This window comes from Parasediminibacterium sp. HNIBRBA5674 (genome assembly GCF_056745525.1).
Window position 1 is genome coordinate 1 of record NZ_JBQWIE010000001.1, and the last position, 15041, is coordinate 15041.

Consider the following 15041-nt stretch of genomic DNA (forward strand, 5'->3'; position numbering starts at 1 on the left):
AAAGGTAACTGATGGTGATAACAGCATTGTAAACAAAGTTGTAAAACCATAATCAATTTAACTAACCCAAAGCATCATAGCCAGTGATGCATTAAATAAGCCTAAAGGCAGAAAATGCATCATAGCCAGTGATGCATTAAATAAGCCTAAAGGCAGAAAATGCATCACTGGCTTTTAAAAAATCTATAAATATTAACAACATGAAACTGATAATAAAAAATATCATAGCTACCATTCAGCAACCACAATTTCTTAAAGCATTGAGCTGTATTGTTTTTATAATGGTAGCCATGCTACCAAGTTTACATGCACAAATTACTGACCCGGGTAATGATCCAGGCGAAACTGTACCCATAGATGGCGGCCTAAGCTTACTAGTAGCCGCAGGTGTTGGTTACGGGGCTAAAAAATTGAAAGAAAGAAGGCAATACGATGCCAAATAGAAATAAGATTTTTTACCAAATAAAAAAGCGACACCAATAATTTGATGTCGCTTTTTTGTATCATAATTACAAAGTAATTATTTCAAATCCTCAGCTTTTAAACCTTGGTTGATTTTTACATCAGTGATGTCGACATTGATTTTTAATGGGCCTTGGTCTAATAGCATTTTAACTGGTATTTGTACACCATTAAAAGTTTTGTACTCGTTATAGTAAGTACTTACAGTTATTTTACCTTGTGGGCCACCATCTTGTTGTTTAGATGATTTTAATCTTAAGAAATTGGTGGTGCTATAGTAATTAGTAAGCTCACGACTTTTTGGTGTTTTAATTACTACTACATAAGCATCTTTACCATTTACTTGTTCTATACCTTTTAATGTAAATGAATAGCCTTTTTGGTTTAAATACACATTCTCGTAAACTAAAGCCGCTTCTTCATCAAGTTCTTCTTTGTCATCATCACCTACTGGCATGTTTTGTCCTTGCTGTGTTACTGTATATACACCATTTTTAGCAGACTGTTTCATTACAGACATTGGCCCAACTGATAAGTTTTGTACAAAAGAACCTGGCACAATGTATTTCTGAGATACATTAAGGTTTTGCCCCATTACACTTGCAGTACCTATAGTTTCTACATCTTTAATAGTAGCAATAGCTTTGCCACCACTAGCTTCTAGGCTTTTTTGCAACACACTTTCTGCCGTTACATCTGCAGCAACAGCTTTGGTTACAGGTGCAGCCACTTCGTTACCTTCTATATCAAAGTATTTTACAGTGCCGTACTTGTCTAAACCTTTAGCTATTTCTTTGGCATTACCTACTATTACTATTGCTAAATTATTAGCAGGTATGTATTTATTTGCCATCAATTTTACTTTATCAGCATCTACGGCAGCAAGGTTTTTTAAATAGTTTTGATAGTAGTCTTTTGGTAAGTTGTAGCGAGCAATATTTAAGGCAAAGCCAGCAATAGTAGCAGGATTTTCTAAGCTACGAGCAAATGCACCGTTGCGTTCATTTTTAATCAAGCTCACTTCATCTGTACTAGCAACTTCGTTTCTTATACGGTTAAACTCGTAAATAAACTGACCAATAGCACTATCAGTTTTATCGTTACGCACAGCGGCTGTAGCAGTAAAATTACCTACCAATTTATCCTCATCAATAGACGAGTAAGCACCATAAGTAAAACCATATTTTTCTCTCAAATTTTTATACAATCTAGCAGAAGAACCACCACCTAAAATGTTAGCAGTAATATCTGCTGCAATAGCATCTGGGCTACCTGGCTGCAATTGAATTGGTGCTACTAAACTTATATTACTCTGCACTGCAGATGGTCTATCTACAATGGCAATAAATGTTTTAGCAGGTGCAGCAGGTGCTTTGTACACAGGTGCAGGTACTACACCTTTTGCCCAAGAACCAAAGTATTTAGTGGCTAGTTGTTTAGCAGCATCTACAGTAATATCGCCTACAAATACTAAGTAAGCCACATTTGGTTTCCAATAAGTGTTATAGTATTTTTTTACATCATCAACAGTTACGGCTTTAATGCTAGCTTCAGTTTCTATTTCGCCATAAGGATGGTTTTTGCCATACACTAGTTTAGAAGTAACATTTCTAGCAATGGTCGCTGGATCTTCTTTGCCTTGTGCCAAGCCAGATAATGATTGTGTACGAATTTTCTCAAGCTCATCAGCAGGAAAAGCAGGACGTAAAGCAATATCGCTCATCAATTCTATTACTTTAGAAAAATTGCTACTTAACGAGCTACCACTTACGCTAGTAGATGATGTACCAATGCTTGCGCCCAAATAATCAGTAGCTTCATCAAGTTCAGCTTTTTTAAGCTTGGTTGTACCACGGCGCAATAATTCGCCAGCAATAGATGTTAAACCTGCTTTGTTACCTTCAATAATAGCTTCTCTATTAATGGTAAGCGTAGCAGAAACTCTAGGTAATTTGGTGTTTTGAACCACAAATACTTTTAAGCCATTTGGTAAAGTAAAAATGGTAGGCTCGCTAATTTTTACAACAGGTGCTGGCCCTGGTTTGGGTGCTTTGCTTCTATCTACCTGTGCCATTACAACCATTGGTAGCGCAAATAAGGTGTACAATAATATCTTCTTCATTGTTATTATTTAATGGATGTTTTCAATCAAATTGTTAAATTCAAAAACTACTTTTTGCTGCCTTTTGGTACATAATACAATACCACACGGTTGTCTTTGTTAAGGTATTTTTTAGCTACATTTAATAAGTCCTCACGGGTTACTTTGTTAAATTTCGCTAACTCTGTATTTATCAAATTGGCATCGCCAAAATACACCTCGTAATTAGCCAATGTTTCTGCAATACCTTGCATAGTAGCATTACGTGTTACAAACCCAGTAGTCGTTTGGTTTTTAACTTTTTGAAACTCTCTTTCGCCTACCAAACTTGTTTTTACAGCGTTAATAATAGAGTCGATATTGGTTTCTAATACTTCTGGTTTTACACCTGCATTAGCAATACCGTAAGTGATAAATAAACCTGCATCTTCTAAGGCATAGTTAAAGGCGCCAGAAGCAACTGCTAGTTGTTTTTCATCCACAATTGTTTTGTTTAAACGAGAAGAACTACCACCAGATAAAATGGTACTTAATACGTTAAAAGCATAGTACTCATCGCTACCTTGTTTTGGTGCACGGTAAGCTTGTATTACCGCTGGTAATTGAATATTATCTTCAATTACATCTCTTACTTCACCACCTAATGGCGGCTCTACTACATTTGGTCTTGGTATTTCGCTAGTGCCTTTTGGTATGCTAGCAAAATAATCGTTAATTACTTTTTTAGTAGCTTCAATATCAATGTCGCCAGCTATACTTAGCACGCAGTTATTAGGCACATAAAACTTAGCGTAGAAGTCTTTAAAGTCTTGCAGTTTAGCACGGCTTAAATGTTCAAGGCTACCAATTGGCTGCCAACGATAAGGGTGTACTTTAAATGCACGGCTAAATACATTGCCTATGATAGTGCCATAAGGTTGGTTATCTACACGTTGGCGTTTTTCTTCTTTTACCACTTCTTTTTGTGTGTTTACGCCAATGTCTTCAATTTTTGCATGCAACATTCTTTCGCTCTCAAGCCATAAGCCTAGTGCAAATTGATTGCTTGGAAATAATTCAAAATAGTAGGTTCTATCTTGTGTGGTATTCGCATTGTTGTAACCACCAGCGTTAGAAACATACTTGTCAAAATCGCCACGCTTTACATACTCACTACCTTCAAACATTAAATGCTCGAAAAAGTGTGCAAAGCCTGTACGAGCTGTGTCTTCATTTTTGCTACCTACATGGTACAATGCAGATACAGCCACTACAGGGGCAGATTTGTCTTGGTGTAAAATCACTTTTAAGCCATTGGGTAAAGTGTACTTTTCAAACTGAATTTGTTTGGTTTGTGCAAATGATACGCTGCTTATGCAGATACCAGCAGAAACCATCAATAGCCATTTTTTCATGTGTTATCTATTTGTATTTTAGGATGGAATAAGTGATTTATTGGTTAGCTTTTTGCTTACTACTACCTAGTAACATGGCTATTACTACCAATACTGTAATAAAGAAAATGCCTATTACAAAAATGGATTCTATAGCAATACCTAAGCCTATAAACGTGGCTAATAAAAATACAAAACCTGCTACAAAGCCTAGTAGCAAAGCGGTGGTTTTGGTAAGTGGATGTGTTAGTTTCATTGATGTTATTTGTAGGTCAAACATAGTTGCGCTGCATTTGATGGTCTAGAATTTTATACCAACACCCTTTTTCTCTATGCTAAACCCATTTCTGCTAATAAAGTTGTCACTTCTTCGCCTATAGTTTTGTTGTTACTGAACCAATAAATGTCTGTGTCTTTTTTAAACCAAGTCATTTGTCGTTTAGCGTATTGTCTTGTGTTTATTTTTATTTGGTTAATGGCAGTAGCTAGGTCACAATCGCCCTGTAAATAAGCAAATAATTCTTTGTAGCCTACGGTTTGTAAGGCATTCAAATGTTGCACTGTTTGCAGTCTTTTTACCTCGTCTAATAAACCTGAATGCATCATTGCATCTACACGTAAGTTGATGTTTTTTACAAGTAGTTCTCTAGGCATTTCTAGCCCTATTTTCACAATATTAAAAGGCCTTTCAACTGCCATATTACTTCTATAGGCGTTAATAGATTTGCCTGTAGTTTCATATATTTCTAAGGCTCGCATTAAACGCTGTGGGTTTTGTTGTTCTGCTGTTTCCCAAAAAATAGGGTCTTTCTTTTGCAGTTCATCTTGCAGCCAACTAAGCCCATTTTCTTGATATTGGTTAATAATATTTGCACGAATGTCTGTTGGTATCGTTGGCATAATATCAATGCCTTCGCAAAATGCTTTAACGTACAAGCCTGTACCACCAACCATAATGGCTACTTTGTTTTGGGTAAATATTTCGTCGCAAGCATTCAATGCATATTGCTCATACACACCTGCATTTACCTCATCGTGTACGCTATGCGAGTTAACAAAGTAATGTGAGGCTTGCGCCAATTCTTCTTGTGAAGGTTTTGCTGTACCAATGCTCATTTCTTTAAAGCATTGCCTGCTATCAGCAGAAATAATGGCGGTGTTAAAATGCTGTGCCAACTGCAATGAAAGTGCTGTTTTGCCCACAGCTGTAGGCCCTACAACAATAATTACAGTTTTGCTAAGTGGTAAATTAATGGTCATTGGTTTGGGTAAAATATTTTGCGTCTATCGTTTATCCATTCTGTTATTACAAATATGCTGTAATAAAAAATCCCTCTAGCAAAAAGCATAGAGGGATTTTGATTAATTTATTTTACGATAAACATTTACACGCTAAATGATGTACCGCAACCGCAGGTTTTACTTGCATTAGGGTTGCTAAAAGTAAAGCCACGACTATTAAGACCTCCTTGCCAATCTACTTCCATACCAAACAAATACAACTGATGGCTAGGGTTCATTACGTAACTAATACCGCCACTTTCGTACACTTCATCTTGTTCTGTGGCGTCGTCAAAGCCTAGCACATATGTCATGCCGCTGCAACCGCCACCTTTTACACCTATTCGTAATTGTTTCGATTGGTCAAAACCTTCCTCGTTCAATAAACGTTTTATCTCGTTGATAGCGCTTTCTGTAAGCTTTACCGGTGAAGTTGTTATTGTTTCCATGTGCACTATTATTTGTGCAAAGGTAAAAAATGATGCTTTTAAACAATCGTTCTTATTATCGTTAAAAGGAAAATGTCATTACGAACAAACGTTAGTGTTTCCGCTATTTTTGTAAGATAAAAATGATATCAATGAATGATTTAGCGATGATTGTTGGGCTTTGTTTCGCTGTAGTAGTGTGTGGTGTTGCTGCTAGGTTAATGTATTTGCAACGCAAAGGCGCAGCCAAAGATGATAAAAATGAAACGGTAGATAATGGCTCTAAAACCTTGCAATTACAGGCTTACGAAAGATTATTATTACTTACCAATCGCATTGCGTTGCCTAATGTAGTGAGCCGTGTAAATGTGCCTGAAATTGGTGCAAGAGATATGCAAATGCTATTGTTACAGGCCATTAGAGAAGAATTTGATTATAACATCACGCAACAGATTTATGTAAGCCCTGCCGCTTGGGATGCTGTAAAAAATTTGAAAGAGCAAAATATGCTTGCGGTTAATCAAATTGCGGCTAGCTTACCAGCAAATGCAACAGGCTTAGATTTAAACAGACGTGTACTTGAATATGTAATGACAGACCAACGAGGCAACTTACATGAGGTTGTAGCTGAAGCTTTAAGTTTTGAGGCTAAAAAGATGTTGTAACGGCTGGTATGCTTGATGGTATTGATTTTCTATGATTTAAAACGCTTGCCATGAAAAAAATTGTTACAGATAGTGGAATTGAAATTAAACCAATTTACACGCAATCTGACGTTCCTGTTTCCCCTCCTTTGGAGGGGCTAGGGGTGGCCGCTGGCGAGTTTCCTTTCACACGTGGTATTCAACCCGATATGTACCGAGGTAAGCTGTGGACGATGCGTCAATACGCAGGTTTTTCTACTGCTGAAGAAAGTAACAAGCGTTATCATTATTTACTTAGCCAAGGTGTAAGTGGTTTAAGTGTGGCTTTCGATTTACCTACACAAATTGGCTACGATAGTGACCATCCTTTAGCCGAAGGCGAAGTAGGAAAAGTTGGTGTGGCTATTGATAGTGTAGAAGATATGCAACGCTTATTTGCAGGCATCAAGCTAGAAGAGGTAAGTACCTCTATGACGATTAATGCAACAGGCTTTATTTTACTGGCATTTTACGTGGCTTTGGCAAAGCAGCAAGGTGCCGATTTAACTAAAATTACAGGAACTATACAAAATGATATTTTAAAAGAATACGCTGCTAGAGGCACTTATATTTACCCACCAAAACCATCCATGCGTATCATCACTGATATTTTTGAATGGTGTGCAAAAGAACTTCCAAAATGGAATACTATCTCTATCTCTGGTTATCATATTCGTGAGGCAGGAAGCACAGCCGTGCAAGAAATAGCATTTACTTTAAGTAATGGCAAAGCCTATGTACAAGCTGCACAGGCAAAGGGTTTAGACATTAATGTGTTTGGTAAAAGGCTTTCGTTTTTCTTTAATGCACATAATAATCTGTTTGAAGAAGTAGCAAAATTTAGAGCCGCAAGGCGTATTTGGGCCAATATGATGCGTGACCTTGGCGCAACGGATGAAAAAGCCATGATGTTGCGCTTTCATACACAAACCGGTGGTAGCACTTTAACAGCGCAGCAACCACAAAATAATATTACAAGAGTTACGTTGCAAACATTAGCGGCAGTACTTGGCGGTACACAAAGTTTGCATACGAATGGTTTTGACGAAGCACTGAGCTTGCCTACTGAAGACGCAGCAAGAATTGCTTTGCGTACACAACAAATAGTCGCTTTTGAAAGTGGTGTTGCTGATACGGTAGACCCGCTAGCAGGTAGTTATTTTGTAGAGAATTTAACCATAGAAGCAGAGAGTAAAGCATTAACTTTAATAGCTAAAATTGATGCGATGGGCGGCAGTGTTGCAGCAATAGAACAGGGTTTTATGCAGGATGATATTGCACGTAGCGCTTACGATTACCAACGTAAAATAGAAAGTGGCGAGAAAATTATTGTTGGGGTAAATGCGTTTCAATCGGCTGAAACAAGCGTTACACCTGTATTTAAAATAGATGATAGCATTGGCAAACAGCAAGTAGAAAAACTGCAAACCTTGAAAGCTAAACGCAATAACGAGCAAGTAGCCATTTGTTTAGAAAAGATAAAACAAGCCGCTATTGGCACAGATAATTTAATGCCTTTGGTAATTGAAGCAGTTGAAAACCTCTGTACACTAGGTGAAATAAGTGATGTTTTAAGAGGTGTTTTTGGTGAACATAGGTAAGCATTTGGCATTAAGCTTCTCAAGATGAATCGTGCATCTGCCGTATTTGGTGGCTAATTTGCCAAATCTGTTATTAAATAGGGCAAATTGTGCGTACAATTCGACACATTGAGCGTTCAATTCGTAGAATTGTCTAAAAAATGCGCATATTGTTTAGACAAGATGGCAAATTTTGTATAAAATACAGCATTTTATCTAATTAGCGAACACATTTTATGTATGGTACAAAAAAAGCGATGATTTCAATTAAGAAACCATCGCTTTTTTATAATCATTCTGTCATTCAAATCATCTTAAATCATACATTATTAATCGTATCTACCCATATTTCTTAGAAAGCGTACGTGTGCACCAATTGCTTTACGCATGGTTGGGTATTCAATGTATTGTAATTGATATTCCACACAAACTGCACGAACAATATCGCTGATAGCAGGGTAGTGTACGTGTGATATTTTAGGAAATAAGTGGTGTTCTATTTGAAAGTTTAGGCCACCAACTAACCAGCTAACCAATTTGTTTTTTGTAGCAAAATTGGCTGTTGTTTTTATTTGATGAATAGCAAATTCATCGCTCATTGTATTGCTATCTTCACTAGCTGTAGGAAAAGCTGTATGTTCTACTGTATGAGCTAATTGAAATACAATACTTAATACAAAACCTGCTACCATTGTCATCACTAAAAAGCCTACTAACCATGATAACCAACCTACAGTCACTATTGGTAATACAATAAATGCTACTGCATGGTACAATTTAACACCCCAAAAAGTAATGTGGTCTTTAATAGCCATTTTCTTAAGTGGTACAGTGCCTATTTTTTGGGTAAAATACTTTTTATAATCAGTAAAAAATATCCAAAATACATACAACAGCATGTACAAAAACCAAAAATAAAAGTGCTGAAACTTATGCATTTTCAAGCGCTTTTGGGTTGGTGCCATGCGCATGAAGACACCAATTTCTATATCGTCATCCACACCATCAATATTGGTAAAGCTGTGGTGAATCATGTTATGTTTCATGTTCCACATAAAATGATCGGCACCTAGCATGTGAATACTTGTAGCAGCAATTTTATTAACTAGTTTTTTTGTGCTAAAACTGCCGTGGCTACCATCGTGCATTACATTAAAACCAATACCAGCTACCAAGCCGCCCATTATTACGCACTCTACAATGGCAATGTACCAAACTGGCGTAAAAAATAAAAGATGCAGGTACACCACAATTAGCGCAGCAATCATCAAAATTGCTTTGGTAAATAAGTTGGCTGTACCAGCAGATGTGATATCCTTTTCATCAAAATATGCTTGTACACGTTTTCTTAGTTCGGTATGCAGTGGCGCTTTTACCACAGGAAATTTAGGGATACTTGTCTGAGCCATCTGAGAGTTATTATAACAATAAAGATGCAAGATAGAGGGTAAATGGATGCAGCTTGTATAATTTACAAAGGCGGCCTAATTATTAACAATTATAACTTATTGGATAGTAGAAAACATTTTCCCCACAGGTGGAATAAGTAAAGATGCGCACATACATAATTTTTAAACCAGTTTGCACGTTCAAGGAATTGTAAAAACTATTTATCCTATTTAGAATACTATTTCAACAACAAATTTTCATCTGCTATGCAACAAACTAAAGAACTTAATGCACTGTTTACCTTGATTGACGATCCAGATGTTGAAGTGTATTCGCATGTATCTGAGCGTATTGTTGACTTTGGCAAAGCCATTATCCCCAACCTAGAAAATCTGTGGGAAAACACACTGAGTGAAGATGTGCAAGAACGCATATCTACCCTAATTCATCGGTTACATTTTACCGATTTAAAAAACGATTTGATAGAATGGCGAGATAGTGGTCAGCATGATTTATTATTTGGTGCATTATTGATAGCTAAATATCAATATCCTGACTTGCAAACCACACCTGTATTGCAAGAAATTGAAAAAATAAGGCGCAATGTGTGGTTAGAACTGAATAGTTATTTAACACCACTTGAGCAAGCTAATGTGCTAAGTAGCATTATTTACAACTATTACAACCTAAAAGGTGGTGAAGTATCGTACAATAAACCCGATGAATTTTTTGTAAATAAAGTACTTGCTAGTAAACAAGGCAATGCTATTACTAACGGCATTATTTATCAAGTAATGTGCGAGTTGCTAGACATTAACGCAAGGGTAATTAATATTCCTAAGCAGTTTATTGTGGCGTTTTTTCAAGATGATTACGATGAGTCAACTTATATCGGTCATCCACAAAACAAAATATTGTTTTTTGTAGATGCTACCACTGGGCAAGCCCATTCTCACAATGATATAGAAAACTATTTTAAGCGCATAGGTGCAACGCCTATAAAGGCGCATTATAAGCCAATTTCTCACAAGCGATCATTACAAATATTGCTAGAAGAATTAAGCAAATGCTACGATTTGCCAAGCAATGCAGGTACACGCAACGAGTTGCAAGAATTAATAGAATTATTAGACGCTTAATAATCTTGTTATAGATAAACTGTAAGCTTTTTGAGTCAGTTTGTAAACTCTAAACTGTCCTGTGTTTATAATGGTGACAACCTTTTTTGTGTCAACCTATTTTAGGACGTAGCATTATCAATAAATAAAAAGCCGCCTCGTCGTATTTTATGAGACTGCCCCTTTTGTTTTTCCTGTATTTTCGCCGCTTATTTGTATAACCATAAGCGAATATGAGCAAGCCCGTTTTACATACTGTATTATCGCCTCGACTACTAGATATTTATGATTGCAGCAATAGTATTGTGGTGATTATTGATGTGTTTAGAGCCACAAGTACTATTGCTACGGCTTTGTACAATGGGGCGTCACGCATTATTCCGGTAGATGCGGTAGATAAATGTATACAAATAGGCAAGATCACAGGCGGCATTACTGCTGGTGAACGTGATGGTAAAGTAATTGAAGGCCTGGCTTATGGCAATTCGCCTGCTGAATATCCACGTAGTTTTATTGAGGGTAAAACCTTGGTATTAACCACTACTAATGGCACTAAACTGTTACACATGGCGTTGCAAGCTGGTGCGGCAGAAGTAATTACTGGCTCTTTCCCTAACTTGAGTGCTGTGTGCGATTACCTAATAGCGCAAGGCAAGCCGGTGGTATTGGGCTGTAGTGGCTGGAAAGATAAATTTAACCTAGAAGATACCATGTTTGCAGGGGCGGTAGTAAGCCGTGTAAAAGAACATTTTACCATTCACTGCGATAGTAGTTTAATGGCAGAAGAAATGTACAACAAACATAAAGACGATAGATTGGCATTTATCAGACAATTGACCCACTGGCACAGACTAGAAAAATTTGGCCTAGAAAAAGATTTAGAATACTGCGTAACTGAAGATATAGCCAATGTATTGCCATTGTTTAAAAATGGTGATTTAATAGCAGGGTAAAAGTTCTCGCAGATGTCGCAGAAAACGCAGATTCGTTTGTGAGTTTTCCCGTCATTGCGAGGTACGCAGCAATCTAATTTCTGCGCAGTCAGCGAAATCTGCGAGAGGCAAAGCTTGTTAATATTCCCTTATTCACCGCAATGATTGCTATTGTAATCAATCGGTTGGTTATATTTACGCCTACAATATTTTTTAAGCGTATGAATAAGTTTTTAGCAGTAAGTGTATTCGCTCTTTCAACCTTATGTACCGTTGCACAAGTAAAAAAAACAACACCAACCAAGCCGGTAGCAAGTAGTGCCACCAAAGCACCAGCTACTAAACCTTCATCGGCAGCAGGTGGTAGAAAAATAGATATCACCTTAACGCCTTATAAAAATACTTGGGTGTACCTAGGCTGCTATTTTGGTAAAAACAAGACCTTGTCTGATTCGGCTTATTTAAACGAGAAAAGCTACGGTGTATTTAAAGGCACTAATAAATTAACACCTGGTATTTACTTTATTGTGTCGCCACAGTATGCCATACTGTTTGATATTCTGATGGATAGCAAGCAGCAGTTTAGCATTGTAGCCGATACGTTGAGGAAAGAAGATGCCGTGATTACAGGCTCGTATGAAAACGATTTGTTTAAAAAATATTCAGCCTTTTCTTTGGTAAAAGGTAAAGCTACCAACGACTTGAAAAATGCTTATAGCAATGCGAAAACAAAAGCCGATTCACTTAAAATAGTGAACGAGATGACAGCTATTAGCAAAGAAGTACAGGCATATCAAAACAATGTGATTAAGCAAAACCCTAACTCTCTTTTAGCTGCATTATTCAATGCTTTAAAACAACCAGAAGCACCAGCTATACCTGTGGTAAATGGCAAAGCTGATTCAACGTATCCATTTAGATATATGAAAGAGCATTTTTGGGATGATGTGAATTTTAACGATGACAGATTGTTGCGTACACCTTTTTTTGAACCTAAAATAGATAACTACTTTAAAAACTACGTATCGCCAGAACCTGACAGTGTGTACCCTGAAGTAAAGTATATGTTGCTAATGGCAAGAACAGGTAAAGAAATGTATCCTTACTTGCTTACCAAGTTTACCAACAAATACATTAACCCAGAATTTATGGGGCAGGATAGAGTGTTTTTGAAAATATTTGAAGATTTTTATGCTAAAGGCGATACCACTTACCTAAACCCAGCTAGCCGCAAAACCATTATAGAAAGGGCTTACAGCCTGATGGCTAATCAAATAGGTGGCCAAGCACCGATACTAGACCTAACCGATACACTGGGCAAAACAGTATCACTGTATGGCATAGATGCTAAGTTTACGTTTGTAGCATTTTGGGACCCAACTTGTGGCCATTGTAAAGAAGAAATACCACGTGTAGATAGCATGTACAAAGCCAAATGGAAAGCCCTTGGTGTAAAAGTGTATAGCGTAAATGTAAACGAGCCTAAAATGGTAGAGTTTAAACAGTTTTTAGCTGAGAAAAAGATAAGCAAAGATTGGGCAGAAGTTTACCAAACAAAAGCTGCAAGAGATGCTGAACAAGCCGCTAATCAACCGAATTTTAGACAGTTGTACGATATGTACAAAACACCTACTTTTTACTTGCTAGACGAGAAGAAACGCATTATTGCGAAGCAATTGAGTTTAGAACAGTTTGACGATGTAATAGCTGCCAAACTGAAAAATAAATAAGCTAGAAAAGTACCCCAAACCTCAATTAACAAACGCATATGAAAGTACAATGGTTGTTGCTAGTGGCACTTACAAGTAGCCTAGTTGCTAATAGTCAAACGCTTTTTACTTACGGTAAAAACACAGTAAGCAAACAAGAGTTTGAAAAAGCATTTAATAAAAATCCTACACCCGATGTTGAGCGCAGTAAGGCCTTATCAGAGTATCTAAACTTGTACATTAACTACAAGTTAAAAGTACAATCTGGCTACGATGAGAAATTATATGAATCATCGTCTTTTCAGCTTGAGAGCAAAAACTTTAAGCAGCAAATAGCAGAGAATATTATTAAAGAGGAAGTAGGTATTAAGACACTTATTAGCGAAGCATTTACCAGAAGTCAGAAAGACATACATGCAGCGCATGTATTTATACCAATAGCTGCAAATAGCGATACCGTTAAAGCCTTACAGCAAATTACAGAAGCGTACAAGGCCTTACAAGCTGGTAAAGATTTTGGTGAAGTAGCTGCAAAATATTCAACTGACGAAACGGTAAAAAACGCCAAAGGTGATTTAGGTTTTATTACTGTATTTACTTTACAATATGCGATAGAATCTCAGATATATGCCTTGCAAGTAGGGCAGTTTTCTAAGCCTTTTCGCAGTAAATATGGCTATCACATTTTTAAAAATGTAGCCGAAAGGGCAGCTTTGGGTAAGCGTAAAGTGGCACAGTTATTATTATCATTACCACCACAAGCTACTAATGATGATAAACAGAAAGTAAGCAAGCTTGCAGATAGTGTGTACAATATGCTACAACATGGAGAAACTTTTGAAGCTGCAACTGCCAAGTTTAGTAACGATACTAGAACTGCTAATAGCGGTGGTGTATTGCCAGAAATAAGTGTGGGCCAGTTTGATGCGAATTATGAAGCCAACATTTACAGCCTAAAAAAAGTAGGCGACATCAGTAAGCCTTTTGAAACAAGCATTGGCTATCACATAATAAAACTGCTAGACATTTTGCCAGTAGGCAAAGACATTAGCGACCCAAATACCAATGCACAAATAAAGCAGCAAGTAGAAAGCGATGCAAGATTATTGTTGTATAAAAAAGCGAAGCTAGCTACATGGCTACAACTCACTAAATACAAGCCTGCAACTTACAAGCAAGAAGCCTTGTGGGTGTACACAGATAGTGCATTGGCCAATAAACTATTGAAAAGCTATCAAGGTATTACAGATAGTACTACGCTATTTTCATTTGCGAAGCAAAACATAAAAGTTGCCGAGTGGCTACAATACTTGCGTAAAGAAGCTATTGCCAATAGCGCCTTGTACAGCAAAGCTTTGAACGATTTTGTGGATGAAAGTTGCATCAACTATTACACCGCCAACTTGGTAGATTATAACAATACCATGCAGCAGCAAGTAAAAGAATTTAATGAAGCCAACTTGTTATTCGCAGCCATGGATGCACATGTGTGGGGTAAAGGTGGTACAGATATAGCAGGGCTTAAAAAATATTATAGCAAGCATGCCGAAAAGTACCAATGGGCTAATGGTGTAAGTGCTTTGGTATTTACTTGTAAAAGCAAAGTATTGGCCAATGAAATTGCTGCTAAAGTAAAAGCAGCACCTAAAAATTGGCGCACCATTGTTGCAGAATATGGTGTAAACTGTATGGCAGATAGCGGTAGGTTTGAACAAGCATCTATACCAGTAAAAGCAACAGTAGAAAGCAAAGTTGGTTTTATGACTGTACCAAAAGACAATGCCAATGAAGATACTTACACGTTTGTGTATGTTACGGTTGTGCATACCACCAAAGAACAGCGCAGCTTTGAAGATGCAAAAGGCATGGTAATAAACGACTATCAAAATTATTTAGAGCAACAATGGTTGGATGGCTTGAAGAAGAAATATCCAGTAACAGTAAATACAGCTGTGTTTAAAACCATTCATTAAATAGAGGCAGCT

Annotated in this window: 13 protein-coding genes; 7 read left to right on the forward strand and 6 right to left on the reverse strand. The window is 37.1% G+C overall.

Annotated features, from left to right (window positions below; translation table 11 throughout):
• The first annotated feature begins 200 nt into the window (after positions 1-200).
• Positions 201-443, forward strand: a complete 243-nt coding sequence (locus tag ACT9TX_RS00005) for a PID-CTERM protein-sorting domain-containing protein (RefSeq protein WP_481335935.1) — start codon at positions 201-203, stop codon at positions 441-443.
• A 77-nt stretch (positions 444-520) separates the two neighbouring features.
• Here ACT9TX_RS00005 and ACT9TX_RS00010 read toward each other — a convergent pair whose 3' ends face one another.
• From ACT9TX_RS00010 to ACT9TX_RS00030, 5 genes are all read right to left on the reverse strand, one after another.
• On the reverse strand, positions 521-2584 hold the full coding sequence (locus ACT9TX_RS00010) for a M16 family metallopeptidase (protein WP_481335936.1): 2064 nt from the start codon (positions 2582-2584) through the stop codon (positions 521-523).
• A 47-nt stretch (positions 2585-2631) separates the two neighbouring features.
• Entirely contained in the window at positions 2632-3957 is a 1326-nt protein-coding gene (locus tag ACT9TX_RS00015) for a M16 family metallopeptidase (protein ID WP_481335938.1), read from the reverse strand.
• 37 nt (positions 3958-3994) lie between these two features.
• Entirely contained in the window at positions 3995-4192 is a 198-nt protein-coding gene (locus ACT9TX_RS00020) for a hypothetical protein (protein ID WP_481335939.1), read from the reverse strand.
• A gap of 74 nt (positions 4193-4266) precedes the next feature.
• The gene (miaA, locus tag ACT9TX_RS00025; protein WP_481335940.1) at positions 4267-5196 is read right to left on the reverse strand and encodes a tRNA (adenosine(37)-N6)-dimethylallyltransferase MiaA; all 930 of its coding nucleotides are present in this window, start codon (positions 5194-5196) and stop codon (positions 4267-4269) included.
• Positions 5197-5321: 125 nt separating this feature from the next.
• The gene (locus ACT9TX_RS00030) at positions 5322-5666 is read right to left on the reverse strand and encodes a HesB/IscA family protein (protein WP_481335941.1); all 345 of its coding nucleotides are present in this window, start codon (positions 5664-5666) and stop codon (positions 5322-5324) included.
• Between the two features lie 131 nt (positions 5667-5797).
• Between ACT9TX_RS00030 and ACT9TX_RS00035 the strand changes: the two genes are divergently transcribed.
• Together ACT9TX_RS00035 and ACT9TX_RS00040 are read left to right on the forward strand one after the other, a co-directional pair.
• A complete protein-coding gene (locus ACT9TX_RS00035; protein ID WP_481335942.1) occupies positions 5798-6310 on the forward strand; it encodes a DUF7935 family protein in 513 nt (170 codons plus the stop codon).
• Positions 6311-6360: 50 nt separating this feature from the next.
• Positions 6361-7929, forward strand: coding sequence for an acyl-CoA mutase large subunit family protein (locus ACT9TX_RS00040; RefSeq protein WP_481335944.1), 1569 nt, complete (start codon positions 6361-6363; stop codon positions 7927-7929).
• 308 nt (positions 7930-8237) lie between these two features.
• On the opposite strand, the gene ACT9TX_RS00045 is transcribed toward ACT9TX_RS00040, so the two are convergent.
• Positions 8238-9317: a fatty acid desaturase family protein gene (locus ACT9TX_RS00045; RefSeq protein WP_481335945.1), complete on the reverse strand. Its 1080-nt coding sequence runs from the start codon at positions 9315-9317 to the stop codon at positions 8238-8240.
• Positions 9318-9563: 246 nt separating this feature from the next.
• On the opposite strand from ACT9TX_RS00045, the gene ACT9TX_RS00050 reads away from it, so the two are divergent.
• The 4 genes from ACT9TX_RS00050 to ACT9TX_RS00065 all read left to right on the forward strand — a co-directional run bounded on the left by ACT9TX_RS00050 (position 9564) and on the right by ACT9TX_RS00065 (position 15029).
• Positions 9564-10436 (forward strand): transglutaminase family protein, encoded by an 873-nt coding sequence (locus ACT9TX_RS00050; protein WP_481335947.1) that lies wholly within the window; start codon positions 9564-9566, stop codon positions 10434-10436.
• Positions 10437-10648: 212 nt separating this feature from the next.
• Complete coding sequence (locus ACT9TX_RS00055) at positions 10649-11368, forward strand: 2-phosphosulfolactate phosphatase (RefSeq protein ID WP_481335948.1); 720 nt, start codon at positions 10649-10651, stop codon at positions 11366-11368.
• 200 nt (positions 11369-11568) lie between these two features.
• A complete protein-coding gene (locus tag ACT9TX_RS00060; protein ID WP_481335949.1) occupies positions 11569-13077 on the forward strand; it encodes a redoxin domain-containing protein in 1509 nt (502 codons plus the stop codon).
• A 38-nt stretch (positions 13078-13115) separates the two neighbouring features.
• Complete coding sequence (locus ACT9TX_RS00065) at positions 13116-15029, forward strand: peptidylprolyl isomerase (RefSeq protein ID WP_481335950.1); 1914 nt, start codon at positions 13116-13118, stop codon at positions 15027-15029.
• Positions 15030-15041: the final 12 nt, after the last annotated feature.